Source organism: Paraburkholderia sp. BL18I3N2 (assembly GCF_003001875.1).
Taxonomy (GTDB): Bacteria; Pseudomonadota; Gammaproteobacteria; order Burkholderiales; family Burkholderiaceae; genus Paraburkholderia; species Paraburkholderia phytofirmans.
Genome location: NZ_PVNC01000006.1, coordinates 119,474 through 145,165, shown reverse-complemented (window position 1 = coordinate 145,165; position 25,692 = coordinate 119,474). Strand labels below are relative to the sequence as shown.

21 protein-coding genes are annotated in these 25,692 nt (G+C 63.9%); 9 read left to right on the top strand and 12 right to left on the bottom strand.

All coding sequences use genetic code 11. The features are described from left to right. The first annotated feature begins 80 nt into the window (after nucleotides 1-80). The 3 genes from B0G75_RS18430 to B0G75_RS18420 all read left to right on the top strand — a co-directional run bounded on the left by B0G75_RS18430 (nucleotide 81) and on the right by B0G75_RS18420 (nucleotide 2,517). Nucleotides 81-470, top strand: a complete 390-nt coding sequence (locus tag B0G75_RS18430) for a DUF3175 domain-containing protein (protein WP_106308384.1) — start codon at nucleotides 81-83, stop codon at nucleotides 468-470. 91 nt (nucleotides 471-561) lie between these two features. Then, complete coding sequence (locus B0G75_RS18425; RefSeq protein ID WP_106309124.1) at nucleotides 562-1,881, top strand: sodium:proton antiporter; 1,320 nt, start codon at nucleotides 562-564, stop codon at nucleotides 1,879-1,881. 66 nt (nucleotides 1,882-1,947) lie between these two features. Then, complete coding sequence (locus B0G75_RS18420) at nucleotides 1,948-2,517, top strand: aromatic acid exporter family protein (protein ID WP_106309121.1); 570 nt, start codon at nucleotides 1,948-1,950, stop codon at nucleotides 2,515-2,517. Here B0G75_RS18420 and B0G75_RS18415 read toward each other — a convergent pair whose 3' ends face one another. Further along, on the bottom strand, nucleotides 2,518-3,477 hold the full coding sequence (locus B0G75_RS18415) for an AraC family transcriptional regulator (RefSeq protein WP_106308381.1): 960 nt from the start codon (nucleotides 3,475-3,477) through the stop codon (nucleotides 2,518-2,520). 116 nt (nucleotides 3,478-3,593) lie between these two features. Between B0G75_RS18415 and B0G75_RS18410 the strand changes: the two genes are divergently transcribed. Further along, complete coding sequence (locus B0G75_RS18410; protein ID WP_106308378.1) at nucleotides 3,594-3,947, top strand: carboxymuconolactone decarboxylase family protein; 354 nt, start codon at nucleotides 3,594-3,596, stop codon at nucleotides 3,945-3,947. Between the two features lie 79 nt (nucleotides 3,948-4,026). On the opposite strand, the gene B0G75_RS18405 is transcribed toward B0G75_RS18410, so the two are convergent. Next, on the bottom strand, nucleotides 4,027-5,079 hold the full coding sequence (locus tag B0G75_RS18405) for an aldo/keto reductase (protein ID WP_106308375.1): 1,053 nt from the start codon (nucleotides 5,077-5,079) through the stop codon (nucleotides 4,027-4,029). Between the two features lie 256 nt (nucleotides 5,080-5,335). Here B0G75_RS18405 and B0G75_RS18400 point away from each other — a divergent pair, with 256 nt between their 5' ends. After that, nucleotides 5,336-9,796, top strand: coding sequence for a DEAD/DEAH box helicase (locus B0G75_RS18400; RefSeq protein WP_258194552.1), 4,461 nt, complete (start codon nucleotides 5,336-5,338; stop codon nucleotides 9,794-9,796). 227 nt (nucleotides 9,797-10,023) lie between these two features. Continuing rightward, complete coding sequence (pdeR, locus tag B0G75_RS18395; RefSeq protein ID WP_106308369.1) at nucleotides 10,024-12,027, top strand: cyclic di-GMP phosphodiesterase; 2,004 nt, start codon at nucleotides 10,024-10,026, stop codon at nucleotides 12,025-12,027. Nucleotides 12,028-12,114: 87 nt separating this feature from the next. On the opposite strand, the gene B0G75_RS18390 is transcribed toward pdeR, so the two are convergent. From B0G75_RS18390 to B0G75_RS18380, 3 genes are all read right to left on the bottom strand, one after another. After that, nucleotides 12,115-12,999 (bottom strand): crotonase/enoyl-CoA hydratase family protein, encoded by an 885-nt coding sequence (locus B0G75_RS18390; protein ID WP_106308366.1) that lies wholly within the window; start codon nucleotides 12,997-12,999, stop codon nucleotides 12,115-12,117. 435 nt (nucleotides 13,000-13,434) lie between these two features. Continuing rightward, nucleotides 13,435-14,538 (bottom strand): malate/lactate/ureidoglycolate dehydrogenase, encoded by a 1,104-nt coding sequence (locus B0G75_RS18385; RefSeq protein WP_106308363.1) that lies wholly within the window; start codon nucleotides 14,536-14,538, stop codon nucleotides 13,435-13,437. 54 nt (nucleotides 14,539-14,592) lie between these two features. After that, entirely contained in the window at nucleotides 14,593-16,053 is a 1,461-nt protein-coding gene (locus B0G75_RS18380; RefSeq protein WP_106308360.1) for a M20 family metallopeptidase, read from the bottom strand. A 222-nt stretch (nucleotides 16,054-16,275) separates the two neighbouring features. Between B0G75_RS18380 and B0G75_RS18375 the strand changes: the two genes are divergently transcribed. After that, complete coding sequence (locus B0G75_RS18375) at nucleotides 16,276-16,587, top strand: superinfection immunity protein (protein ID WP_106308357.1); 312 nt, start codon at nucleotides 16,276-16,278, stop codon at nucleotides 16,585-16,587. A 72-nt stretch (nucleotides 16,588-16,659) separates the two neighbouring features. On the opposite strand, the gene B0G75_RS18370 is transcribed toward B0G75_RS18375, so the two are convergent. The 3 genes from B0G75_RS18370 to B0G75_RS18360 form a co-directional block, all read right to left on the bottom strand. After that, complete coding sequence (locus B0G75_RS18370) at nucleotides 16,660-16,932, bottom strand: YodC family protein (protein WP_106309118.1); 273 nt, start codon at nucleotides 16,930-16,932, stop codon at nucleotides 16,660-16,662. 486 nt (nucleotides 16,933-17,418) lie between these two features. Beyond that, on the bottom strand, nucleotides 17,419-18,999 hold the full coding sequence (locus tag B0G75_RS18365) for an MFS transporter (RefSeq protein ID WP_106308354.1): 1,581 nt from the start codon (nucleotides 18,997-18,999) through the stop codon (nucleotides 17,419-17,421). Between the two features lie 30 nt (nucleotides 19,000-19,029). Next, nucleotides 19,030-19,668: a TetR/AcrR family transcriptional regulator gene (locus tag B0G75_RS18360; RefSeq protein WP_106308351.1), complete on the bottom strand. Its 639-nt coding sequence runs from the start codon at nucleotides 19,666-19,668 to the stop codon at nucleotides 19,030-19,032. A gap of 189 nt (nucleotides 19,669-19,857) precedes the next feature. Between B0G75_RS18360 and B0G75_RS18355 the strand changes: the two genes are divergently transcribed. Then, nucleotides 19,858-20,970, top strand: coding sequence for a patatin-like phospholipase family protein (locus B0G75_RS18355; RefSeq protein ID WP_106308348.1), 1,113 nt, complete (start codon nucleotides 19,858-19,860; stop codon nucleotides 20,968-20,970). A 191-nt stretch (nucleotides 20,971-21,161) separates the two neighbouring features. Here B0G75_RS18355 and B0G75_RS18350 read toward each other — a convergent pair whose 3' ends face one another. Further along, nucleotides 21,162-21,587: an OsmC family protein gene (locus B0G75_RS18350; protein WP_012427331.1), complete on the bottom strand. Its 426-nt coding sequence runs from the start codon at nucleotides 21,585-21,587 to the stop codon at nucleotides 21,162-21,164. Between the two features lie 351 nt (nucleotides 21,588-21,938). Between B0G75_RS18350 and B0G75_RS18345 the strand changes: the two genes are divergently transcribed. Further along, nucleotides 21,939-22,247, top strand: a complete 309-nt coding sequence (locus B0G75_RS18345) for a DUF4148 domain-containing protein (protein ID WP_106308345.1) — start codon at nucleotides 21,939-21,941, stop codon at nucleotides 22,245-22,247. A gap of 256 nt (nucleotides 22,248-22,503) precedes the next feature. On the opposite strand, the gene B0G75_RS18340 is transcribed toward B0G75_RS18345, so the two are convergent. The 3 genes from B0G75_RS18340 to B0G75_RS18330 all read right to left on the bottom strand — a co-directional run bounded on the left by B0G75_RS18340 (nucleotide 22,504) and on the right by B0G75_RS18330 (nucleotide 25,539). After that, nucleotides 22,504-23,058: a carboxymuconolactone decarboxylase family protein gene (locus B0G75_RS18340; RefSeq protein ID WP_106308342.1), complete on the bottom strand. Its 555-nt coding sequence runs from the start codon at nucleotides 23,056-23,058 to the stop codon at nucleotides 22,504-22,506. Between the two features lie 32 nt (nucleotides 23,059-23,090). Then, nucleotides 23,091-24,419, bottom strand: a complete 1,329-nt coding sequence (locus B0G75_RS18335) for an aspartate aminotransferase family protein (protein WP_106308339.1) — start codon at nucleotides 24,417-24,419, stop codon at nucleotides 23,091-23,093. A 265-nt stretch (nucleotides 24,420-24,684) separates the two neighbouring features. Further along, nucleotides 24,685-25,539 (bottom strand): MurR/RpiR family transcriptional regulator, encoded by an 855-nt coding sequence (locus tag B0G75_RS18330; protein WP_106308336.1) that lies wholly within the window; start codon nucleotides 25,537-25,539, stop codon nucleotides 24,685-24,687. Nucleotides 25,540-25,692: the final 153 nt, after the last annotated feature.

Genomic DNA, 25,692 nt, shown 5'->3' with positions numbered 1-25,692 from the left:
TCGCGGCAGCCGGCGCGTTTCACTTTGAGCGCACAATAAGCGCGATCAGCGCGCGCACCACCCGATAAGGAGGCGGCAGCATGGCCACCCGAAAAAAATCCACCAGCAAGTCCAAACGCCCAGTCTCGCGCGGCAAGTCGGGCCGGCCGCCGCGCCAGCGGCATGCCCAGGCTCACGCGGCACATAGCGCCAAAAGCCCGCAGAAGTGGTCGCATCACGTGATGGAAACCAGTGACGCGATGGATATCGAGCACGATGTGTTCAAGACCGGCAGCGCGGAGTCGATCGCGCAATCGCTCAAACGGTCGTCCACGACAAGCCGCCGCCGCAAAGGCACACCGTTCCAGTCGGCCATGTCGATGCTGAACTTCTATATCAATCGTGCCGGCAGGAATCTGCCGAAAGCCCGCCGCGACACCTTGCAGCAGGCCAAGCGCAAGCTGCGCGAAGCATTCGGACGCGCGCCTTGAAGTGACGCGTCAGTGACCGACGCGTCCGGGCGCACCTTTCTTTAACCGGCCACGCATGCGGCACGCGCAGGCAGGCCCTCACCGGATGTTCATGCACGAAACTTTGTGGTTTCTCATCGTTGGCGCCGTGCTCGTCTTCATGGGCCTGGCGGCAACGACACTGCGGCGGCTGCCTGTGAGCGCCGCCATGTTTTATCTCGCGATCGGCTACTTTCTCGGGCCGCCCGGTGTCGGCCTGTTGCGCCTCGATATGATCGCCGACGCGCATCTGCTGCGCATCGTCACCGAAGTCGCTCTGCTCGTCTCGCTGTTCGCCATCGGCCTGCGGCTTCGGCTCGACGTGCTCGAAAAACTCTGGACCGTGCCGCTGCGTCTCGGCTTTCTTGCGATGCTCGCGACCATTCCGCTACTGATGCTGTTCGGCGTGTACGTCCTGCATCTCGGCTGGGGGCCGGCCTTGCTGCTGGCCGCGATCCTCGCGCCGACCGATCCGGTATTGGCGCACGACGTGCAGGTGCACAACCCCGGCGACCACGACCTGCTGCGCTTTGCGCTCTCCGGCGAAGGCGGACTGAACGACGGCATCGCGCTGCCCTTCGCGATGCTTGGCCTCGCGCTATGCGCGGCACCCGCCGCCGAAGCGGGCGATCTGTTGAACTTGGCGCTCGCGGTCAGCATCGTGTGGGGCGTGGCGGGCGGAATCGCGATCGGCGGGGCGCTCGGCTGGGCCACCACCCACGCGGTGACATGGCTGCGCACCCGCCACGCGCAGGCACTCGGACTCGAGGGTTTTTTCGCGCTGGGTTTGATCGTGCTGTCCTTCGGCGCCGCGCAGCTTGCGCATACGTACGGTTTTCTGGCCGTTTTCGCGGCCGGCGTCGCGATGCGCCGTGTCGAACACCGCGCGAGCGGCGGCCAGTCGCCTCGCGAAACCATCGGCACGGTCGATTCCGAGAACGTCGAAGCGACCGCGGCCAATCCAAGCAAAGCGCACGCGTATATGACGGAGTCGGTGCTCGGCTTCACGATCGAACTCGAACGCATCGCCGAGGTTGCCGTCATGGCAATGGTCGGCAACGTGCTCGCCACGATACAAACACCGCTCTTCACCTGGCAGACCGTCGCGCTGACCGCGGCGTTGTTCGTGCTCGTGAGGCCGGCATCGGTGGAGTTGTCGCTGCTCGGGTCGAGCGCGACGCCGACGCAGCGCCGTTTGATGAGCTGGTTCGGCATTCGCGGCATCGGTTCGTTTTACTACCTGGCGTACGCGCTCGAAAATCGCGCCGCCTCGGACGTCGCCCCGCTCGTGCCACTCACGCTGGCGGTGGTCGCGGCATCGGTGGTGATTCACGGCGTTTCGGCGACACCGTTGATGAGCTGGTATCGCCGGTTACGCAGTGGTGAAGGTTAGCTCGACCGTTAATTGGAGTCGCTAGAATACGGGACCTTCATGCTGCAACAAGGCTTCTCCCATTCGATGACCCCACCCGACGACTCCCGACGCGCGGCACGGACGAGCGCCGCCAACTCGCTGTTTGCCTTTCTCAAGTCGTTGCCGCTCGGCGAGCGCCTGATCGAAGGCAGCTTCATGGCCGTGCAGGCGGTCGCCGGCGCGAGCCTCGCGGTCGCCATCGGCCGTCTGCTGCATACCGAGCAGAGCTTCTGGGCCGCCATCACCGCGATCGCGGTCAGCCAGCACAGCTATGTCGACACCCGCAACCTGTCGCGCGATCAATTCATCGGCGCGATGGTCGGCGGCTTGTGCGGACTGCTGGGCGCCACGTTCGGCGCCGGCTATTTCGCGGCCTATGCGGCCACCGTGGGCGTGGCGATCGCCCTGTGCTGGATCCTGAACGTCGGCAGTGCGGCGCGTCTGGGCGGCATCACGGCGACGATCATGTTGCTGGTGCCGGGCATGGGTCCCGCGTGGGACAAAGCCCTCATGCGCCTCGGCGAAGTGACGCTCGGCACGATCTGCGCGTTGCTGGTGGCCTTCCTGATGTCGTGGATCGAGCATCGCTGGTTCGGCAAACCAGGCAAGCCTTAGTTAGTTTTCCGCCCCATCGTTCTCTTGCGGACGACGCCGGTAGCGTCCCGGCGGCACGCCGACACTTTGCTGGAACGCCTTGCCGAAGGCGGCTTCCGATTGATAGCCCACCGCCTCGCCGATCTCGGCCGCGCTGCGCTGCGTGCGGCGCAGCAGATCGCACGCGATGGTCATGCGGATCTGCGTGAGAAAGTCCATCACCGTCATGCCGGCGCGCTCGTTGAAATGGCGTGCGTAAGTGGCGCGCGACATCGCGGCGAGATCGCCGAGTTCGGCGATGGTCCATGCCCGTTCGGGCGCGCTCAGCATGGCCTGCACGGAAGCGCCGAGGCGCGCGTCGGCAAGCAGCGCGAGCACGCCAGAAGCCGACGCGTTCTGCTCGCCGTGCACCCTCAGCGCGATGGCGAGCAGCGCGTGGCTCAAGGCGGTGACGATGGCGAGCGCGCCAGCCTGGCGCCGTTCGGCCTCGCTGCGCATCAGCGCGATCACCGTTTGCAGCGAGCCCAGCGTTTCGATGCCGCTCAGCGAGACACGGAACGGGTCGGGCAGCGCGTTAAGCAGCAAGGCCGACGAACCCGGCGAATAGACGAAGCGGCCGCAAAGAAGATCGAGGTCGGCGGGGCTGCGCGCCCTGTCGTCGCCGTCCTTGCCGTCGTTGCGTCGCAACGGCAGCATGCCGTCATGGCTTTGCGTCAAAGGTGCCGTAGCGGCCGAGCGCTGCACGTCGCGCACACGATGCGCTGCGCCGCGCGGAAACAGCATGAAGTCGCCCGTGCGCAACTCGCGCTGCGCGCCGTCGGCGGTTTCGACGACGCATGCGCCGTCCAGCACCAGATGAAACGGCGCAATGCCCGCTTCCAGCGGGCCATGATCGATGTCGAAGGCGCCCGAGAGCAGGCAACGCAGGTCTAGACTGGCCTGAGGCCGGGCGAGGTCGATCAGTCGGCTGAGCGTATCCATGAGACGAACGCGCTAAAAGTTGAGCGAATCGAGTATTCAGGATATCGCGGCGCGGCGCAATACTTGTCTCACGACGCCGGCACCCGCCGACGCGCATCAGACCAAGGAGCACTGCCATGTTGAACTGGATCGATTACCGTCAAGAACTGTTCGGCCGTATCGGCGAGATCGCCAAGCTGTCGCCGGATACCGTCAGGGGCTATCAGGCGCTCTCGAGCGCCGGTCAGAAGAAGGACCTGCTCGGCGCCAAGACGCGCGAACTGATCGCGCTCGCCGTGGCGGTCAGCCTGCGCTGTGACGGCTGTATTACCGTGCACACCGCCGAAGCGCTCAAGCACGGCGCGACGCGCGAGGAAATCGCCGAAGCGCTGGGCGTGGCGATCGCCGTCAATGCCGGGGCCGCGATGGTGTACTCGGCTCGCACGATCGATGCCGCCGCGGCTTATACGGCGCAGGCGGCCGCGGAATGACCGGCGGCATCGCGAGATGCGTGGGGTAACTGAAGCGGTGTAGCCGGTCGGCTGCGTCCGCTTTCGCCAATCGCTGCCGCTACGCCGCCCGATGCCGCGCCTCTTCAAGCTGCTTGCGGCGCGGCTCGCCTTGCCGCTCCAGCATCCAGCCAGGATATTCCGCGGGCAGCGTGCTGACCTGATCGAGCTTCGCAAGCTCGTCCGCGGTGAACGAGACGGCGGTTGCGGCGATATTGTCCTCGAGTTGTTCGACCTTCTTCGCGCCGACGATCACCGTGGTCACCACCCGCTGATGCAGCAGCCACGCGAGCGCGATCTGCGCGACCGACACCTGCTTCGTTTCGGCGATGCCGCGCATCACGTCGATGCAGTCATACGCGCGATCGCGATCGACGGGCGGAAAATCGAACGTCGTGCGGCGGCTGCCCGCCTCGCCCTGCTGCTCGCGTCCATATTTGCCGCTCAGCAAGCCGCCCGCGAGCGGACTCCACACCATCAGGCCGAGGCCTTCGCTGTGCAGCATCGGCGCGAGTTCCCGTTCGAGGTCGCGGCCCGCCAGCGTGTAATACGCCTGCAGCGTTTCGAAGCGCGCGAGCCCGAGGCGCTCGGAAATGCCGAGCGCTTTCACGATCTGCCACGCGGCCCAGTTCGACACGCCCACGTAGCGCACATGGCCGTGCTGCACCAGCGTATCGAGCGCGCGCATGGTTTCCTCGATGGGCGTGGCAGGATCGAAGCCGTGGATCTGATACAGGTCGACGTGATCGAGTTGCAGACGCTTCAAACTCGCCTTCACACCGTCGATGATGTGATAACGCGAGGCGCCGCGCGCATTGGGAAACTCGCCCGTCTGGCCGAAGACCTTGGTGGCCACCACGACTTTGTCGCGCGGCACCTTGAGGTTTTTCAGCGCCTGGCCCGTGATCTGTTCGGACAGGCCCTCCGAGTAGACGTCGGCTGTGTCGATGAAATTGATGCCCGCGTCGAGCGCCCGGCCGACCAGCCGCTCCGCGTCAGCCTGCTGCAGATCGCCGATCTGCTTCCAGATGCCCCCGCCGCCGCCGAAGGTCATCGTGCCCAAACATAGTTCTGAAACAAACACACCGGTACGGCCCAACTGGTTGTATCGCATCGTCGAGACTCCAACGTGGTTCGTGGATGGGTGAGGCGTAGAGAGTACTGCAATCGGCAGAATCCGGCAGCGTGAGACCCAAGCCTGCGTCGCGCGGCAAAAATTCCCGCAACGCGGCTTTCGATAGCGACATAACTGCCGACATGAAGCCTTCGGCAAAAGCGGAGTAAACCTGCCAGACTGATTCCTGAACCTTGCAACCGGCCGCTTTCGCCGCCCTCTGGATATGGCACGCCTCGCCCCCAACTATGCAAGCATGACTTCGGCTTCCACCACTACTGCTGCCTTGGGCGCGGCGCCCGCCGCCACATCCGTCGCGACGCCGGCCATCGGGCACTCGACGGCCGGCGCGCTCGCCGATTTCCATCCCGCGGTCGCGAGCTGGTTCCTCAACACCTTCCCCGCGCCGACCGACGCCCAGGCCGCCGCGTGGCCGCAGATTCGTCGGGGCCGCTCGACGCTGGTGGCTGCGCCAACGGGTTCGGGCAAGACGCTCACCGCTTTCCTGTCCGCGCTCGACGATCTGGTCCAGCAAGGCCTCGCCAACGGCGGCGCATTGCCGGACGAGACGTTGGTGGTCTACGTGTCGCCGCTGAAGGCGCTCTCCAACGACATCCGCCTCAATCTGCGAATGCCGTTGCAAGGCATCGCCGCGGAACTCGATGCGCGCGGCTTGCCGCCGCTGGATATCCGCACCGCCGTGCGGACCGGCGATACCACGCAGCAGGAACGCAACGCGTTGAAAAAGCGCGCGCCGCATATTCTCGTCACCACGCCGGAATCGCTTTACGTGCTGCTCGGTTCGGACTCCGGCCGCCGCATGCTCTCGACCGTGCGCACGGTAATCGTCGATGAAATTCACGCGCTCGCCGGCGGCAAGCGTGGCAGCCATCTGGCGCTTAGCCTGGAGCGGCTCGACGCGCTGTGCCAGCGGCGCTTGCCGCGGATCGGGTTGTCGGCGACGCAAAAGCCGGTAAGCGCGGTCGCGCGCTTTCTGGTGGGCGGCGGCGGCATCGACAGCGGCATTCCCGCCGATTGCGCGATCGTCGACGTGGGTCATATTCGCGAACGCGATCTGGCGCTCGAGATTCCGCCCGTGCCGCTCGAAGCGGTCATGCCCAACGAAGTGTGGGAGCGCGTCTACGATCGTCTCGCCGAACTGGTGGCGATGCATCGCACCACGCTGATTTTCGTCAACACACGCCGCATGGCCGAGCGTGCCGCGCGTCATCTCACCGAACGGCTGGGCAAAGACGTGGTCGCCGCGCATCACGGCAGCCTCGCGAAAGAACATCGTTTCGATGCCGAACAGCGCCTGAAACGCGGCGAACTGCGCGTGCTGATCGCCACGGCTTCGCTGGAACTCGGCATCGATATCGGCGACGTCGATCTGGTCTGCCAGATGGGTTCGCCCCGCGCGATCGCACCGTTTCTGCAACGGGTCGGACGCTCGGGCCACCACGTCGGCGGCATGCCGAAAGGCAGGCTGTTTCCGAATTCGCGCGACGATCTGATCGAATGCGCCGCGCTGCTCGATTGCGTGCGGCGCGGCGAACTCGACGCGCTGCGCATTCCGCGCGCGCCGCTCGATGTGCTGGCCCAGCAGATCGTCGCGGAAGTATCGAGCGCCGAGTGGAACGAAGACGCGTTGTTCGAACTCATGCGGCGCGCCGCCCCATACGCGGACCTGACGCGTGAGCAGTACGACGCCGTGCTGCGCATGCTCGCCGAAGGCTACACGAGCCGCAACGGTCCGCGCGCCGCTTACGTTCATCGCGACGTGGTGAGCGGCACGCTGCGCGGCCGGCGCGGCGGCAAGCTGGTCGCGGTCACGTCGGGCGGCACGATTCCCGAGAACGCCGACTACGCCGTCGTGCTCGAACCGCAGGCGATCAATATCGGCACGGTCAACGAGGATTTCGCCGTCGAAAGTCTGGCCGGCGACGTGTTTCAACTCGGCAATGCGTCGTACCGGATACTGCGGATCGAAAGCGGGCGCGTGCGGGTCGAGGACGCACAAGGACAGCCGCCGAATATTCCGTTCTGGCTCGGCGAAGCGCCGGGGCGCAGCGACGAGTTGTCGTTCGGCGTCGCGCGTTTGCGCGAACAGATCGAGCGTCTTCTCGACGATAACAAGGCGGCGGACGAAAGCGGCGCCGCAGCCGAAACGCTGCCCGCCCGCATCGACCACGCGATTGACTGGCTGGTCGACAACCTGCAACTCGACGAAGCCGCCGCGCGCCAGATCGTCGACTACCTCGCCCGCGCGCGCGTCGCGCTCAGCGTGCTGCCCACGCAGAATACGCTGGTCATGGAGCGCTTCTTCGATGAATCCGGCGGCACGCAGCTCGTGATCCACGCGCCGTTCGGCAGCCGGGTCAACCGCGCGTGGGGCCTCGCGCTGCGCAAACGGTTTTGCCGCACCTTCAACTTCGAGCTGCAAGCCGCCGCCACCGAAGACGCGATCGTGCTGTCGCTGACCGGCAGCCATTCCTTCGTGCTCGACGAAGTGTGGCGTTATCTGCATTCGAACAGCGCCGAGCATCTGCTGATTCAGGCGCTGCTCGATGCGCCGCTGTTCGGCGTGCGCTGGCGCTGGAACGCGACTACCGCGCTCGGCCTGCCGCGATACACCGGCGGGCGCAAGACCGCGCCGCAATTGCAGCGCATGCGCAGCGAGGATCTGCTGGCGAACGTGTTTCCCGAACAGGCCGCGTGTCTTGAGAACGTGGTCGGCGAACGGGAACTGCCGCACCATCCGTTAGTGGACCAAACCGTCGACGACTGTTTGCACGAAGCGATGGACAGCGAACGCTGGCTCGCGCTGCTGCGCCGTATCGAACAGGGCGACGTGCAACTGGTCGCGCGCGATTTGCCGGCGCCCTCGCCGCTCGCCGCCGAAATCCTCAACGCGAAACCGTACGCCTATCTCGACGACGCGCCGATCGAGGAGCGCCGCACACAAGCCGTGCTGAACCGCCGCTGGACCGACCCGTCGAGTGCCGACGATCTCGGCGCGCTCGACGCGGAGGCGATCGAAAGCGTGCGCGACGAGGCGTGGCCGCAGGCGCGCAACGCCGATGAAATGCATGAAGCGTTGACCGGACTTGCGTGCGTCACCGAGACCGAAGCGCGCCGCAACGAGGGCTGGCCGGCCTGGCTCGCATCGTTGGCCGAATCCGGGCGCGCCACCCGCTTGCAGCTCGCCCACGATTGCGCCCTGTGGCTGCCGGTCGAACGCGTCACCTGTTTTCAGGCGCTCTATCCGCACGCTGAATTCGCGCCGCCGCTCGCCGCGCCGAAAGGCTACACAGAAACATGGAACGCCGACGACGCCCTGATCGACGTGCTCCGTGCGCGTCTGACCGGCTTCGGCCCGCTGCCTGTCGGCGCGATTGCCGAAGCGCTGAAGTTGCCGGCCGCATCGGTCGAACAGAGTCTGACGCGCCTCGAAGCCGAAGGCTACGTGATGCGCGGCCGCTTCACGCCGCAAGCCGCCGAAGAAGAATGGTGCGAACGGCATCTGCTCGCGCGGATCCACCGTTACACCGTGAAACGCTTGCGGCGCGAAATTGAGCCGGTGGAACGGCACGACTTCATGCGCTTTCTGTTCGAGTGGCAGCATCTGACGCCGGACACGCGCAGCGAGGGGCGCGACGCGCTGGCCGCGGTCCTCGAACAGCTCGAAGGCTTCCAGGCCGCGGCGGCCGCCTGGGAGGAAGACATTTTGCCCGCGCGCGTGAAGGCCTACGCGAATACTTCGCTCGACGAACTATGCCGGGCCGGCAAGATAGTCTGGACGCGCCTGACGGAACGCGCGCGCGGCGCCGCCGGGCCAATCCGCAGTACACCGATCGTGCTGCTGCCGCGCGTGCAAGTGCGCGTATGGAGCGCGTTGCTCGATCCATCGAAACAACCGGAGTTGTCGGCGCGCGCGCAAAGCGTGTATGACACGCTCGTGCAACACGGCGCGATGTTCTTCGACGAATTGCTCGCCGAAGTTCGCGTATTGCGTATGGAATTGGAAAGCGCGCTGGGAGAACTGGTGGCGGCGGGGCTCGTGAACTCCGACAGTTTCGCGGGCTTGCGCGCCTTGCTGAAACCGGTCGCCAAACGCAACGCGTTTTCCAGCAACCGGCGCGCGCGCTCCAGCGCGCTGATCGGCGGCATGGACGACGCCGGACGCTGGGCGTTGGTCAACCGCCCCTCCGCTGCTGCGGCAGAGAATGTGCCGGAGCGCCGCCGGCAATTGCCGCCTGAAGTGCTCGAACATGTCGCCATGACGCTCTTGCGCCGTTATGGCGTGGTGTTCTGGCGTCTGCTCGAACGCGAAGCCGAGTGGCTGCCGCCGTGGCGCGACTTGTTACGCGTTTTTCAGCGGCTCGAAGCGCGTGGCGTGATTCGCGGCGGACGCTTTGTGAATGGCCTCGCCGGCGAACAATTTGCGTTGCCAGAAGCGATTCCCGTGCTGCGAGAAGTTCGGCGGCATGCGAACGACGGTGCTTTTGTCTGTGTCGCCGGGACCGATCCGTTGAATCTCGCGGGCACTTTGCTGGTCGGCGAACGTGTGCCCGCGGTAGCGGGAAACCGGATTCTGTATCGCGACGGCGTCGTGGCGGCCACGCTCGTGGCAGGCACTTTCTGGTTCGACGCGTCGCTGGAAACGGTTCCCGTCGAAAGAGAGAAGGCTCGCGCGTGGCTGGCGCGGCGGTTCTAGCTTTAAAAATGCGCGCGGATTGCCGTAAATTACCTGCGTATGGCCGAAAAAGAGCATGTAAAAAAGGACGTAGAAAAAGCTAAAGGCGCAAGGCTTACTAACCGTTAATCTTTATAAGCCTTAATTCCAATCGCTTCGCTACAATGGGGACAGTCTTAAGTATGATGAAGACTGTTTGCCGACCCCGCCTGCAAGGCGGCCACCGGCACACACCGCCCGGGGATCTCATGAACGACGACCAACACGAGCAGGTGCTATTTGCCCAGTTCGGCACAAGCAGCCCATGCTGGCGTCTGTCGAACGACAGCAACGCGCTCGAACTCACGCCCGTAACTGGCGACGTGCCGGCCAATGTCGCCATTCCGCTGAATCCTCAGCAAGCTTCGCAAATCCGCTGCCTCACTGGCGTGACCTCGCATCTCGTCCTCGACGTGCGGCTGTTCGGCGAACCGCTGCGTTTGCATCTGGTCGGTAAAAAGCTCAGCAGCAACAGCTGGGCCGGCACCGCGTCGGCCTATGACGACACCGAATCCGTCGCCCGCGATCTCGTCCACGGCCTCTCGTTTGCTGAACAAGTCGTGTCCGAGGTGAATTCGGTCGTCGTGATCGTCGACCGGCATGGTCGAATACAACGCTTCAACCGTCTTGCCGAGGAACTCACGGGCGTCAAGGAAGAGAACATCGTGGGCCGCAACGTCTGGGCATTGTTCATGTCCAGCGAAGACGGCGCGGCCTCCAGCCAGAACATCGCGGGCTTCTTCAATCGCGGCGTGTCGTACGAAGTCGAGCGGCGCGTCAAAACAGTGCATGGCGAGCGGCTGTTTCTGTTCCGCAATAAGTTCGTGCAGAGCGGCAGCGGCATCGACGAACAATTCCTGATCTGCTCCGGCACCGACATCACCGAGGAACGGCTCGCGCAGGAACGCCTCACCGAACTGGCGAACACCGACTCGCTGACCGGCCTCGCGAACCGCAACGCGATCCAGGACAAGATCCGCACCGCCATCGAAGACGCCGCGCCGGGCGAAGCCGTCGGCGTGCTGTTCCTCGACCTCGACAACTTCAAGAAGGTCAACGACCACTACGGCCATGTCTTCGGCGACCGCTTGATCCGCGATGTCTCGTCGGCCATCAGCGAGTGTCTGAACGAAGGCGATACGCTCGCGCGTCTCGGTGGCGACGAATTCATCGTGCTCGCCGCCAAGGGCACGGCGCATGAACTCGAAGCCACCGCGCAGCGCATTCTCGAACGCATGCGCACGCCGTTCGCCCTCGGGCTCGTGGAGGTCTACACGGGCTGCTCGATCGGCATCGCGCTGTATCCGGAACACGGCGACAGTCTCGAATCGCTGATCCGTTCGGCCGACACGGCCATGTACGTCGCCAAAGACGAAGGCAAACGCACGCACCGCGTGTTCTCGCCGGAAATGAACCGCCGCGTCGCCGAGTACATGTGGCTCGACACCAACTTGCGGCGCGGCCTCGAAGAAGGTCAGCTGACGCTGCACTACCAGCCGAAACTGTCGCTCGCCACCGGTGTGGTGCAGGGCGTCGAAGCGCTGGTGCGCTGGAATTCGCCGGAGCGCGGGCAGATCATGCCGAACGAGTTCATCCGTTACGCGGAAGAGTCCGGGCTGATCGGCGTGCTCGGCCGCTGGGTCATGGAAACGGCCGCGAAACAGGCCGCCAAATGGAAGGCGGACGGCTACAACCTGCGCATCGCGATCAACGTGTCGGCGCGGCAACTAGTCGATACGGCCGTGGTCCGCCATTTCAGCGAGGCGCTGCAGAACGCCAGGCTCGACCCCTGCCTGATCGATCTCGAACTGACCGAGAGTTGCCTGATCGAAGACGAAACGGCCGCGATCGATCTGATCAAGCAATTCCGCCAGCTCGGCGCGCAGGTTCATCTGGACGATTTCGGCACGGGTTATTCGTCGCTGTCGCAGCTCGGCCGGATTCCGCTCGATGTCATCAAGCTCGACCGCAGCTTCGTGCGCTCGATCAACGCCGACACCAAAGCGCAGGCACTGGTGCGCTCCATGGTGGCCGTCGCGCAGGAATTGAATTTCAAGGTGGTCGCCGAAGGGATCGAGACCGAGTCGGAAGAAGTGTTCATGAAGGGCCTGGGCGTGGATTACGTGCAGGGCTTCCTGTACGGTCAGGCCATGCCGGCGGCTGAATTCGAACGCTGGCTGCAGGATAGACAGAAGCTCAGGCTGATTGCCTGAGCTTCCGGCGCCGCCCCCCTTGCGGCTTATTATGGTCAAACCCGTGGTCAAACTCGTGGCGGAACCCGCGGCCGACCTCCGGTCAGTTCAGGCGAAATTGGCCGCGTTGGCCGTCTGACGCAGGTTCGAAGTACGGCGGTTCTGCAGCATCACCAGCCGCTCCATGAAGGCGAGATCCTTCTCCTCGATCGTGAAGGCGGCGTCGACCCAATCCTCGGTGATTTCCATCAGCTCGGCGCGCGAGAGTTGCAGCACGCGCTGGCGTGCCCGCAGCATCGCCCGGATGCCGTTCATTTTCGGCTTGAGCGTGTCGATGAAAGTGCGGGTCGCCATATAGGCTTCGCCGGGTTCGAACAGCTGATCGACCAGACCCTTGCCGTAGTGCCATTCGGCCGTATGCGATTCGCCGACCCCGATCAGTTCCTCCGCGAGCCGCATGCCGGCCTTGCGCGCCACCAGTGAATAACCGCCCATGCCCGGGAACAGATTGAACGCGATCTCCGGGAAGCCCATGCGTGCGTCGCTCTGCGCGAGCAGGAAATGATGCGCGAGCGCGGCCTCGAAGCCCCCACCGAGTGCCGTGCCCTCCACCATCGCGATCGAGATCGCCCCCGTGTCGAATCCTCGCGACGCCGCGTGCACGCAATCCACACAGGCCCGCGCATACGACATCAGCGCCTGACGCTTGCCGGCGCGGATCGCGTCCGCGAAGAAGTCCAGATCGCCGCCGACGTTGTACATGGTCGGAATCAACGAACCGGTGACCCAGAAATCGATCGGCAATCCCGACTCTCGTGCTGCCTGCGCGAGCTCCAGGATGTCATGGACCAGATCGAGATTGAAACAGGGACGCGGCTGCGCCCGCAACATCATCCACATGACGTTGCGGCCTTCTTCGTAGTAAGCCGAAATTTGCGAAAGATTGCCGGCTTCGAGGAACGGACGGCAGGCGTGATGGTTATGCAGATTCATTTTGAACGGTCCTTTTAAGGTTAAACACTGGTATTGCTATGCGAGCCTAAAGCAGACCGGAATCGGATGGGAGCGGGGTAACCAACAGATGAATGCAAGCCGCCTTCAAAAGCCCGCCAGCAGGCGTTCTGCGGGATAGAGAACGGTCGGCGGCATGTCGCATCGGCGCAAACGCTTGCGCACCGAAGATGGGCGAAATTGACCCACAAATAGGCGCGCGGCGGCGATCAATTTGCGCGCGGCCCGAGATTGAATTTCTCGCCGGACTGGCAAGGATAAAGAAATGGTCTTCGATTAGAAAATGCAATCGAAAATGGTGGGCACCGGAATGATTATTTCTGTGATGGGTGGGCTAACAGACAGTGTATCCGCTATGCATAATCGAACGCGAAACGCGGGCGGCTTGCCGCGCCCGCGCCTTTGCATCAGAGTGGTTTATTGCAAACGCGCGGACCAGCGGCCGGCTTCTTCCGCGCTCATGCCTACGGCGAGCGCCGCGGCGAGAATCTGCGCCCACGTGGCCGCATCCACGGGAATGCCCTCGGCCTCGCGCTGCGCGCGCGTCACGCGCTCGGGTTCGCCGGGCTCATAGATACGGTCGGCGCCCGCCGCGAGCGGCGAGGCCTTCACCCAGTCGATGAACGCGTCGGCTTCGGCTTGTGCGTCGGGCGCGTCGAACGCGGCCGGATCGATGATCACCGACAGCATGCAGTTGATGATCGCGTTGGTCGTGCCGAGCGTGGTCGAGTGCGTGGTGAAGCCGCCCGACAGCGCACCGCCGAAGATCTCGCACATGGCCGCGAGTCCGAAGCCCTTATGTCCGCCGAACGGCGTCAGCGAACCGAACGGCGCCTCGTGCATGACTTTGGGTTCGAGCGTGGCGCGGCCCTCGTGATCGATCAGCGCGCCCGGTTGCACCTGCTTGCCCTGGTTATAGGCGACGCGCGTCTTGCCATAGGCCACCGTGCTGGTCGCGAAGTCGAGCACGAGCGGCGGCTTGCCGGGCCGCGGATAAGCCGCGCAAAACGGATTCGTGCCGATGCGCCGGTCCGCGCCGCCGAACGGCGCGACGAGCGGATCGCCCGCCACGTTGACGAAGTGGAACGACACGAGCCCCGCCCACGCGCACTGTTCGGCCCAATGACCGATGCGCCCGATGTGATGCGCGCCGCGCAAGCCGACCGCGCAGATGCCGAGGCGTCCGGCGCGCTCGATGCCCTGCTCCATGGCCTCGAACGCCACCACCTGGCCGAAGCCTCTGCCGCCTTCGACGGTGAGCACGGCCCCCGCGTCTTTCACCACGTCGGCGTGCAGGTTCAGTTGAAGCTCGCCGTCGGCGAGCGACGCCACATAGCGCGGAATCATCCCCACGCCATGCGAGTCGTGACCTGTCAGGTTCGCCGCCACCAGATGATCGGCGACCAGTTCCGCTTCGCGTGGCGTGCTGCCCGCCTGCTCCCAGATCGCCCTCACATAGGCGTGCAATTGATCGGCCGGAATCCGGGGCGTGACGGGTTGAGCGGTCGAGTTATCGGTCATTCACAAGTCACCGGAGGTGACGGATTCAGGGCAAGCGATAGTTGAAGGAAACGCTCAGGGCGCGGCGGCGATCACCTCGGCAACCGCGGCCGTGAGCTTCTTGCCGTACGGCACGTGCAGGAACTCGTTCGGCCCGTGCGCATTCGACTTCGGTCCGAGCACGCCGCACACCATGAACTGCGACTTCGGGAAGCCTGCCTTCAGTACGTTCATTAGCGGGATGGTGCCGCCCTGCCCCATATACGCGACGTCGGCGCCGTAGTGCTGGCGCGACGCGTCGTTGAGCGCCGTGGCGAGCCACGGGGCGAGATCGGGCGCGCTCCAGCCGCTCGCCGCGCCCGCGTCCGGCTTGAAGGTCACCTTGGCGTTGTACGGCGGATCGACTTCGAGCAGCGCCTTCAGTTCGGCGACGGCCTTCTCTGCTTCGACCATCGGCGGCAGACGCAGCGACAGCTTGAACGCGGTGCGCGGACGCAGCACGTTGCCGGCGTCAGCGAGCGCGGGCAAGCCGGCCGCGCCGGTCACCGAGAGCGACGGACGCCACGTCGAATTGAGCAACGCCTCCTTCGGATCGGTGGTGGTGGGCAGCACCTGGCGGCCGTCCTGGCCGCAGGCCCATGGCAGCTTCTTCCAGACGTCGTCGCCGAGAATCCTGGCGGTGGCTTCCGCTTCACGCAACCGATCCGCGGGGATGTCGATATGAAAACCTTTCGGCAGCAGCGTGCCGTTTGCCGAATCTTCAAGACGGTCGAACAGTTGCCGCATGATGCGGAAGCTCGACGGCGCGATGCCGCCATAGCCGCCCGAGTGAATGCCTTCGTCGAGCACCTGCACTTCGAGATCGCCGGCGACCAGGCCGCGCAACGACGTGGTGAGCCACAACTGATCGTAGTTGCCCGCGCCCGAATCCAGGCACACCACCAGACCCACCTTGCCGAGCCGTTCGCGTAGCGCATCGACATACGGCAGCAGATCGTAGCTGCCCGACTCCTCGCAGGTTTCGATCAAACCGACGCAACGCGGACGCTCGACACCTTGCGCGTCCAGCGCGGCGAGCGCGGTGATGCTTGCGTAGATCGCATAACCGTCGTCGGCGCCGCCGCGGCCGTAGAGCTTGTCGTTCTCGAGCATGGGTGTCCACGGTCCGAGGTCGTTGCGCCAGCCGTCGAACTCAGGCTGCTTGTCGAGGTGCCCGTACAGCACGATGGTTTCCTCGCTGCCCGAACGCGTCGCCGGCGACTCGAAGAAGATCACGGGCGTGCGGCCCGGCAAACGAATGATTTCGAGTTTCAGGCCGCGCACCGGCTGCTGTTCGGCCCATTGCGCCGCGTCGGTGATCACGCGCTCCAGATAGCCGTGCTTGACCCACTCGGGATCGAAAGCCGGGCTCTTGGCCGGTACCGCGATGTAGTCCGTCAACGCCGGCACGATCTCGTCGTTCCACTTACGGTCCACGAATTCGCGTAGCGTCTCGGGGTTGATGCGTTGAGCCTGCTGGGTATCGTCGGAGATCATGATGGCGGTCCGTGGGGATCTGTTCTGTCGAAACGATCATGATAGTCCCGATGTGAGATTGGCTGAACCCCTTGCGGTGCATCGGGCTCGCCGAACGATCGCTGCGAACTGCCGGCGTCAGCTATCTCACGCGCGGCGCAACGCCTTCGCGGCGAGCTTACGCAAACAAAACAATCGCGCGACAATCACAGCATAGGCCGCCAATCGGGAAGGAGCCGCTTCATGGGGAGCAACGTCGTCGTGCAGTCCATCGCCGCGGTGCTGGCGCTGGCGCTCTATTTCTTGCCGGCCGTAGTGGCGGACCGGCGCAAGCGTCATGACGTGCTGACGCTGGCGCTCTTCAACGCCTGTCTCGGCTGGACCGTGGTCGGCTGGCTGCTCGCGCTCTTCTGGTCGTTGCAACCGAACCCGCCGAAAAACATCGCGGGCGAGGTCGCTCAGACGCGCAAGCTCGTGAGGATGCGGGCGTTTTCTTCCGCGCTGCTGGTGCGCGTGCAACGACGCGAGAGCGCGCGGGATCGCTCTGGCAAGTAAATCAGGCGTGGTGTGGCGAGGCGGAAAACGGGCTGATCGGCTAAGGCGCCGGCCGACCATGCCGCGGGCCGTTCAGGCCGCGCGGCTCATGCGGTTCCACAAGACGGAACCGGCAGGAATGGAGCGCGGCTCGACGCGCACGCTCGCGGGTGAAAACATCTCGCGGCGCAGTTCGCCGTGTTCATCGAACCATTCGCAAATCAGCCAATCGCCGGGATTGAGCGCCACCGGGCCTGCGTAGGTTACCGTCATGCGCGAGCCGCCTTCCTTCAACGTGACGACGTCGCCGGCGTTGAACTGGCTGGTAAGCGGTGTCTGGAATGCGTCAATGGTAGCGGTCAGCATATTCATCCCCCTACGGAACCGTTGAACGGTATTTAAGTCATTGCGCCGGTTTTTTCGACTTTAGACCTGCTGAAGTAAAACTCTAAAAAGTCAGGCAAGATTAACAATCGAAATTAATAGCTGCAAGCGCTTTTTATTGATACCGATTTCATCCGCAGTGGAATGGCTTCCGCTGCCGGATCTGACTGCGTGAAAATGGGGAAAACCCTGCAATGCACCGTCAGGCCGCCTCTTCATGTCGCACTGCACGATCGCAAGACTTACCGCGAAATGCCAGCGCGGCCAGTCGAAAATGCGAATGCGCTTTCGTCATATCTAACGCGCCAGCAGACGGGCATTCAGGGTTTATTCCGATCCGCCGTAACAGAATTACCTGTGAATAACGAACTCATCGGTAAATGCGGCATGCTTAAAATCGGTCTCGTTTAAAAAAATGCCTAATAACTCCGGCAACCTTTGTTGAAAACGATTGCGGCTGCGAGATTTTCAAACCGGCTGCGCCGGGCGGCGCAGCGCGAGTCGCTGGTGCCGCACGAGCAGCACACTCAAGCCGATGCACACGAACATCAGGACTGCATTGATCGCGAGGCTGATCTGGAACGCGTGCGCGTAGTCGCCCGACGTCGCGCGAGCGCCGATTGCACCGAAGAACGCACCGCTGATGGCGGCCGTGCCGAATGCCGAGCCGATCTGCAGCGTCGACGACACCACGCCGGAAGCAAGCCCGGCTTTCTCCGGTACGACCTCGAGCAACACGATGCGCATGATCGACGGCAGCAGCAGGCCATGACCGACGCCCGCGCACACCAGCCCGCAATAGAACAGCAGATCCGGCGTGGCTGACTGCGTGGCGGACCAACCCGTGACCGTGAAGCCGACCGTCATCATCGAAAAACCGAGCGTGAGCACATGGCCGCCGATGCGCTTGACCACCGCCGGCGAGGTCAGCGGCCCGACGACGAAACCGATCGCGAACGGCATGATCGCCATGCCCGAGGCGAGCGGCGTCCAGTGCAAACCGGTTTGCAGGAAGATCCCGTAGGTCAGGAAAAACGCGCTATTGCAGTAGAACAGGAACGCGAGCACGAGACCCAGGGCGAAGGCCCGGTTGCGGAACAATTGCAGGTCCACGAGCGGATGGCCGCCGCTGCGCTCCACGCGTTGCTCGGTCGTCACGAAGAGCGCGAACGCCGGGACGGCGAGCGCGAACATCACGAAGGTCCACGCCGGCCAGCCGGCTTCGCGGCCGTGCGTCATCGGGTAAATGACCAGCAGCAGCACGGCGGACAGCAGCGCCACGCCCTTCACGTCGATGCCGGTTCGCGTGGCCGGCTGATTTTCCGGCACGAACTTCCACGTGCCGAGAAACGCCGCGATGCCGATCGGAATGTTGATCAGAAAGATGATGCGCCAGTCGAGCCCGAACGGGCGGTACGTGATCAGCGCGCCGCCGCCCAACTGGCCGACAATCGACGACAAGCCGAACACGAAACCATACAGACTCATCACCTTGGTCTGCTGATGCAGCGGCACCACCGCGCGAATCGTGGCGAGCACTTGCGGCGCCATGACGGCGGCGGCGATGCCCTGCACGATCCGCGAGATCACCAGCATGTGCCCGCTGGTCGCGAAGCCGCACAGCGCCGAGGCGACCACGAACGCCGCCATGCCCGTCATGAACATGCGGCGGCGGCCGAACAGATCGCCGAGCCGCCCGCCCGTGATCAGCAGCACCGCGTACGCCGACGCATAGGCGGAGACGACGAGTTGCAATTGCGCATCGGTGGCGTTCAGGCCGGTGTGGATCGAGGGCAGCGCGAGATTGACGATGAAGTAGTCGAGCGGCGCAAGGAAGGCGCCGACGAACAGCACCGCCAGCGCAAGCGCTTGCCGTTCGAAGCGCGGCTGAGTGTTGTCGGCCGATGTTGCCACGCCCTTTGCAAGGCCCTTTGCTACGCCCGTCGCCAGATTCGCGGCCGCAGAGCCTGGACAGATCACCGTTGAGACTGCGGCGCCGCGAGGTCCAACGCATGCCGCCGGAGCGGACTTGATCGCTTCGCTTTTCATGACTGATCGTTCAAAAATTCGGCAAAAAATTTAGACGAGCGCACGCATGGCGACGTCCACGATTCCGGTCAGCGCATCTTCTTTGTGGGCGACCCGCCCCAGTACGCGCAGACCTTGCATGACGCAGAGCAGAAAATCGCCGACGGCTTTTTCGTCGAGCCTGGAGTTGAAGGCGCCGCTCGCCTGGCCGCGTATCACCGACGCCGCCAGCAGCGTTGCCATGCGGCGCTGAATCGCGGCGACGCGGGTGCGCAGTTCTTCGTCGCCCGGTTGCATTTCAAGCGTGGTGTTGGTGATGAAACAGCTACGCTCGCCGGTCAGCGCGCACGCAACCCTTGCGTAATGCAGCAACGCGTTGCGCAGTGACTCTTCGGGTGGCACGGGTGCATTCAGCCGTTCGGCGAGCCGCGCGACCGACCCTTCCGCGTAGTGATCCAGCGCGGCCAGCATGATGCCGTGCTTGTCGCCGAACACGCCGTACAGGCTGCCGCGCAGCAGGCCGGTGGCTTTGCACAGGTCGTCGATCGAGGTGGCGTGGTAGCCGTGATTCCAGAACACCTGGCTCGCGCTCGCCAATACCGTGTCCGTGTCGAACTCGCGCGGCCGGCCCCGCGAGCAGACCTCGCCGGCTTTCTTCGCGGAGTGTTTCGAATCGCCTGATTGCTTCATGCAGCGGATATTATGACTAACCGTTCAAGAAAGCAAGACGAGTTTCCGTAGGAGGCGACGCACAGGCGCGTCCAGAACGCGTGATGGCGGAAATTCGTGCGGTGCAGTACAACGGTTAAAACCACGACGGTACTTTCGTTTTCCCTATGAGTTCGACGACTGCTGCGCGGCCGCATAACGGAGGTCAGGATGGCGACGACGAAAGACATCCCCGCGATCGGTCTCGCCCTCCAGGGCGGCGGCGCGCACGCGGCGTTCACGTGGGGCGTGCTCGACCGCCTGCTCGACGAAGTCGAGCGCGGAACGCTGTCGATTCTCGCGATCAGCGGCGCGAGCGGCGGCGCGCTCAACGCCGCGGCCTGCACGTACGGCCTGAGCAGAAGTCCGACCGATGCCAAACGGGCGCTCGAACAACTCTGGACGCTGGTCGGAGCCGCGTCGAAATGGCAGCCGTTCTACAACTTCCCCACGAATCTGCTGAAGTCGCCCGAGCGCTGGAATGTGGATCTCAATCCGGTGGTGCTCGCCCAAAGCATGCTCGAGCCGTTCAGTTCGCCGTACGCAATGCCGTGGCTAACCAATTCGCTCGGCTCCATCATGGAAACGGTGATACCGGATTTCGGGGCCGTCAATCATCCGAAAGACGCCGTGCCCCAGTTCTACGTGGCGGCGACCAACGTCAACCTGACTGCGCTGCGCATCTTCGGTCCGGGCGAAATTTCGGCGAAGGCGCTGATGGCCTCCGCCTGCTTTCCCACGCTCTTCGAGGCGGTGAAAATCGACGGCGAGTTCTATTGGGACGGTGGCTACATGGCCAATCCGGCGCTCGCTCCGCTCGTCGAGTGGGCCGACGATATCCTGAGCGTTCTCATCGATCCACTCTGCACGAAGCATGGGCCGCCTGAGCGCCCCGGCGAGATCAACAACCGGATCAACGAAATCAGCTTCGGCGCGTCGTGGGTCGCGGAAGTCCGTCAGATCCAGCTAATCAACGAACTCGCCACCGAAAACCCCGGCCTTGTGCACCACACAAAGCCGTACTCGCCCAAGCGATTTCACGTGATTCGCGCCGACCGCTTCATGGACGAAGTCGGCGCTGCATCGAAGAACACACCCTCCATCGAATTTTTCCGCGCCTTGCGCGAGGCGGGCCACGCCGCCGCCGACACATGGGTGCGCGATTGCCTGCCGAGCGTCGGCAAGACTTCTACTTTCGATCTCGACAAGCTCGTGAAGAACCGGGTCAAAGGAACGCCCGCCGCAATGCGTACCGTTCAGCAGGCCGAGGGGAAAACGGTTTGACACGCCTTATCTGATCGAGCCGGATAAAGTCGGCTCGTCTTCGCGCCAGAACTTTGCTTCGTAGCGCTGCGAGAAGGCCAAGGTCCGACGGCATAGGCGTCCCGCTTCAAGGTCAGCAAACAAAAACCGGCGCCCGGTTCGACCCGTGCGCCGGCGTTATCGCTTGTCAGTCACCAAGGAAAATCCCGAACTCAGGTTTCAAGCTTCGCGTCCATCGTAATCGTGGCGTTCAACACTTTCGACACCGGGCAACCGGCCTTGGCGTCGGCGGTCGCTTTATCGAAGGCGGCTTTGTCGCCGCCGGGGATTTTCACGGCCACGTCGAGATGCACCGCGGTGATCGCGAAACCGCCGCCGTCCTTGTCGAGCGTGACGGTGGCCGTCGTGCCGATGCGTTCGGGCGTAATGCCGGCCTTGCCCAGTTCCGCCGATAGCGCCATCGAGAAACACCCCGCATGCGCAGCCGCAATCAGCTCTTCCGGATTCGTGCCGATGCCGTCCGCGAAGCGTGTCGAAAACGAGTATTGGGTCTCCTTGAGGACGCCGCTGTCGGTGGAAATCGAGCCCTTGCCGTCTTGCAGGCCGCCTTGCCAGACTGCTGATGCCTTGCGCTTCATCTCTCTCTCCTGTTTGTGCCTGCTTCGCGCGCTGCATGACCGAATCTGATGCCTGCCGCAACGGCCCCGCCCGGGTGGTTTGCGGCTTCGGCATCGGTCGCGAGTGTCGCGCGGCGTTGCCGGCGCGGGTGTGGACCGAACTTCATCATAGGCGCTTCCGTGTGCCAGCGTCGTGACGATGCCGGCAATCGGCCAAAACAGAAGCCGCGTCGGAAACTATTTCAATAACAGTAATAATCTTTACTCCGAAAGCGGCTTTTTCACCGACCTCGTAAGAAATAGACTCGCTTCAACGGATCGGCACACAGCAGTCAACCGATCTCACCAACACTCGAATAACTGGAGGTCATTATGAAATCGCTTATTTCCGCAGTCGTTATCGCTTCGGCGCTGATCGTCCCGGCTGTTTCGTTCGCCCAGCAGGCGAATGGTCCGGTGACCCGCGCTCAAGTGCGCGCCGAACTGGTTGCCGCACAAAAAGCGGGCCTTCTGAACCAGAACGACACCGACTATCCGAAGACCGTGCCGCAAAGCGCAACGACCGTGGCCGCCGTAGCGCAGGGTTCGCAGGACGTCGGCGGCGTCAAGGCGGTTTCTTCGGATGCCGGCGCGCGGGATTCGGTGCAGCAAGGCCTGTTCTCGACGTATCGCGGTCAGTAAGCCGGTAGGCCGCACGGTTCGCGCTGTGGCTCTTACCGGTGCTGGCAGTGGATGGAAGGTGAAGGTGTAGTCGCAGTAAAAAAGCGCCCCGGTTGCGAAGTTTGCAAACCGGGGCGCTTTTTATTGTGCGTACTGTGCGGCGGAAAAGTTGGGCGACTGTTGTAAAAGAGGCGGCGTTCGATGCCGAGTCCGGCCGCGCCGAAGTTGCCTCTCGCAGCGCTCGCGCAATTGCACACGGCGCCGCCATGCTGCCCGCCTATTCAGCGAACGGCAAGCTCTCCTGCCCGAGTGCGCGCATGCCGAACACGTTCAGCGTCATGGCCACCAACGCGTAATAGCCGAGCAGACCGACCAGGTTGATGACCACCTGGTGTCCGAAGCGTTCGACTGCCTTCGCATAGATCGCGTCCGAAACGCGCCTGGTGTCGTACAGCTCGCTCGCGAAGTCGTGGATCAACGCTTCGTCGGCGTCCGCGAAATCCGGGCGCTTTCTCTCGCGAATCGTCTCGGCATCCGCTGCGGACACGCCGGCTTGCAACGCGATCGGATAATGGATGTACCACTCCGCCTGCGCCTGCCAGCGCGCCGCGGTCACCAGAATCGCCAGCTCCGACAGGCGCAGCGGCAAACCCGTCCGATAACGGCAGAACGCGCCCAGACGTTGCGCCTGCTGCGCCAGTTCCGGACTATGAATCCAGCCGAGAAACGGCCCGTTCAGGTTGCCGCGCGGGCCGGACAGAATTTCGTCGAGCACAGCTTTCTGTTCGGGCGTGGCGGCGGCCGGGTCGAAGTGAGGCAAACGCTCGGTCATGATCGTTCTCTTGAGTGGTGGTGTCGGAATGTTCAAACGGCGGCGAGGGCGCCGCCGACCGCATCCGTCAACCGGCTGACGATCTCGTCGATGTCGCGCTCGGTGCAGATGAACGGCGGCGCCAGCAGCACATGATCGCCGATCTGGCCGTCCACGGTGCCGCCCATCGGATACACCATCAAACCACGCGCGAACGCCTCGCGCCGGATTGCCGCGTGCAGCTTGAGCCGGGCGTCGAACGGCGTTTTGCTGGCGCGGTCCTTGACCAGTTCCACGCCGACGAACAGCCCCCGGCCGCGCACGTCGCCGATATGCGGATGCTGCGCGTAATGCTCGCGCAGTTGGCCACGCAATTGTTCGCCGCGCGCGAGCACGTTGGGCAGCAGTTTGTCGTCCGCAATCACGCGCTGCACTTCGAGCGCCGCGGCGCAGGCGGTGGCGTGGCCGATGTAGGTATGACCGTGCTGAAAGAACCCCGAGCCGCCGACGATCGCCTGATAGATGCGGTCGCTCACGAGCGTCGCGCCGATCGGCTGATAGCCCGCGCCGAGCCCTTTGGCGATGGTCAGGATGTCCGGCGCCACGCCGTCTTCCTCGCAGGCGTACAGGTAGCCGGTGCGGCCCATGCCCGACATGATCTCGTCGAGAATCAGCAGCACGCCGTAGCGATCGCACACCGCGCGAATCTTGCGGAAGTACTCGCGCACCGGCGGCACTGCGCCCGCCGTCGCGCCGACCACCGTTTCCGCGACGAAGGCCGCGACCGTGTCCGCGCCGAGTTCGAGAATCTTCTGCTCGAGTTCATCGGCGAGACGCTGAGCGAAGGTCTCTTCCGTTTCGTCGGCGCGCTGCTCGCGATACGCGTAACACGGGCTTACGTGATGCGCTTCGATCAGAATCGGCAGGAACGGCTCGCGGCGCCATGCATTGCCGCCGATCGCCAGCGCGCCGAGCGTGTTGCCGTGATAACTCTGCCGACGCGCGATGAAATGGCGGCGCTGCGTCTCACCCTTCTCCACGAAATACTGGCGCGCGAGCTTCAGCGCCGCCTCGATCGCCTCGGAACCGCCCGACACGAAATACACATGTTCGAGCCCCTGCGGCGCGCTCGCGACCAGCCGGTCCGCGAGTTCTTCGGCAGGCGCTGTAGTAAAGAACGACGTGTGCGCGTATGGCAACTGCTGCGATTGCCGCTTGATCGCGTCGATCACTCGCTGGTTGCTGTGACCGAGACACGAGACGGCGGCGCCGCCCGACGCGTCGATATAGCGCTTGCCGGTGGAATCGATGATCTCGATGCCGTCGCCCGCGACGGCGACCGGAAGCGACTGTTTAGGCAAACGATGAAAAACGGTGGACATGGTGTTTCGGTTTCCTGTGATGGCGGCAAGCGCCTAAGCGCCGGCTCGTTCAGATGCCGTGCGGGCGATGAAGGTGTCGAATGCGCACTGCCCTTGCCGGTAAACTTTCATCGACACACCTTTTTCGACGTCACCATCGCGCCTACTCAACAATCGGTACGTATTTATACGTCAAAACAACATTTGTTGTCAAACGATGTAACGCCGCTCCAGATGGAGCTGTCCTGCTTTCACAGAAGACCTCGGCCCAATCAGACAGGAATGTTCAAGGCACGTATGCGCCCTTCGCGTGCAGCGACTGCTCCGCGATGGCGAGCTGTTCGACCGCATCCGCGCCTTCCAGCGCGAGCAGATGCGCGACCAGCGACTCGGCCAGCGCCGTAGCCGCCACCAGCGACGGAAAGAACGAGGGACTCTCGTGCGAAAAGATCAGCACCTTGTCGGCGTTCAAGGCGATCGGCGAGACGGCGCTGTCGGTGATGGCAATCAGCTTGCTGCCCTTTTCCAGCGCGGCTTCGGCCGCGCGCGCGGCCTCCACCGAATACGGCGCGAAACTGATCACAATGGTCGCGCTGTCACGCTCGATGGTGCGCAGTTGCATTTCCAGCGTGCCGGCCTCGCCGTTGAGCAAGGACACCGAGGAACGGAACAGCCGGTAACCGTACACGAGACCGAACGCCACCGCGTAACAGGACCGGAAGCCGGCCACATGAACGTGCGGCGCGCGCCGCAACAAACGCGCGGCTTCAACAATCACACGGCCGCTATGCGCGGCGGTGACCTCGAGGTTGTGCTGCTGCGCGACCAGCAGGTCGTTCGCCAGCGCGTCTTTCGATTTGACGAGCGAACGGGCGCGGCTCGTAAGCGGCTCGGGCCGCGTGCGCACGCGCGCGACGAACAGGTTACGCAATTCGTTCCAGCCGGGGAAACCGAGTTGCTGCGACAGGCGCACCAGCGAGGCCGGTTGCACCTGCGCCCTTTCCGCCACTTTGCGCATGGACGAGACCGCGACCTCGTCGGGATGATCGAGCAGAAAACCCGCTCCCATCTGGAACTGCGGACTCAGTTCGGAAAAGCGCGCCCGGATCAGGGCGGCGAGCTGGTCGAAACTGTCTGGCATGCGGAGGTACCGGGCGAACGGTCGATAAGGATGACAACAAATGTTACCACCCGGCACCTCGCATCCAACAGCAGTTCCGGCAGGTGGCGGCTCGCAAACAATACCTGTCGTATCGCAATCGATCCTGTCCCAGCTAGTTTTTCACAAAACAAA

Coding starts and splice junctions, on each gene's coding strand:
- B0G75_RS18360 (WP_106308351.1), bottom strand. CDS start 19,668: ATGAAGCAATCAGGCGATTCGAAACACTCCGCGAAGAAAGCCGGCGAG.
- B0G75_RS18400 (WP_258194552.1), top strand. CDS start 5,336: ATGACTTCGGCTTCCACCACTACTGCTGCCTTGGGCGCGGCGCCCGCC.
- B0G75_RS18380 (WP_106308360.1), bottom strand. CDS start 16,053: ATGATCTCCGACGATACCCAGCAGGCTCAACGCATCAACCCCGAGACG.
- B0G75_RS18355 (WP_106308348.1), top strand. CDS start 19,858: ATGGCGACGACGAAAGACATCCCCGCGATCGGTCTCGCCCTCCAGGGC.
- B0G75_RS18410 (WP_106308378.1), top strand. CDS start 3,594: ATGTTGAACTGGATCGATTACCGTCAAGAACTGTTCGGCCGTATCGGC.
- B0G75_RS18345 (WP_106308345.1), top strand. CDS start 21,939: ATGAAATCGCTTATTTCCGCAGTCGTTATCGCTTCGGCGCTGATCGTC.
- B0G75_RS18350 (WP_012427331.1), bottom strand. CDS start 21,587: ATGAAGCGCAAGGCATCAGCAGTCTGGCAAGGCGGCCTGCAAGACGGC.
- B0G75_RS18375 (WP_106308357.1), top strand. CDS start 16,276: ATGGGGAGCAACGTCGTCGTGCAGTCCATCGCCGCGGTGCTGGCGCTG.
- B0G75_RS18420 (WP_106309121.1), top strand. CDS start 1,948: ATGACCCCACCCGACGACTCCCGACGCGCGGCACGGACGAGCGCCGCC.
- B0G75_RS18425 (WP_106309124.1), top strand. CDS start 562: ATGCACGAAACTTTGTGGTTTCTCATCGTTGGCGCCGTGCTCGTCTTC.
- B0G75_RS18370 (WP_106309118.1), bottom strand. CDS start 16,932: ATGCTGACCGCTACCATTGACGCATTCCAGACACCGCTTACCAGCCAG.
- B0G75_RS18330 (WP_106308336.1), bottom strand. CDS start 25,539: ATGCCAGACAGTTTCGACCAGCTCGCCGCCCTGATCCGGGCGCGCTTT.
- B0G75_RS18405 (WP_106308375.1), bottom strand. CDS start 5,079: ATGCGATACAACCAGTTGGGCCGTACCGGTGTGTTTGTTTCAGAACTA.
- B0G75_RS18390 (WP_106308366.1), bottom strand. CDS start 12,999: ATGAATCTGCATAACCATCACGCCTGCCGTCCGTTCCTCGAAGCCGGC.
- B0G75_RS18365 (WP_106308354.1), bottom strand. CDS start 18,999: ATGAAAAGCGAAGCGATCAAGTCCGCTCCGGCGGCATGCGTTGGACCT.
- B0G75_RS18340 (WP_106308342.1), bottom strand. CDS start 23,058: ATGACCGAGCGTTTGCCTCACTTCGACCCGGCCGCCGCCACGCCCGAA.
- B0G75_RS18415 (WP_106308381.1), bottom strand. CDS start 3,477: ATGGATACGCTCAGCCGACTGATCGACCTCGCCCGGCCTCAGGCCAGT.
- B0G75_RS18385 (WP_106308363.1), bottom strand. CDS start 14,538: ATGACCGATAACTCGACCGCTCAACCCGTCACGCCCCGGATTCCGGCC.
- pdeR (WP_106308369.1), top strand. CDS start 10,024: ATGAACGACGACCAACACGAGCAGGTGCTATTTGCCCAGTTCGGCACA.
- B0G75_RS18430 (WP_106308384.1), top strand. CDS start 81: ATGGCCACCCGAAAAAAATCCACCAGCAAGTCCAAACGCCCAGTCTCG.
- B0G75_RS18335 (WP_106308339.1), bottom strand. CDS start 24,419: ATGTCCACCGTTTTTCATCGTTTGCCTAAACAGTCGCTTCCGGTCGCC.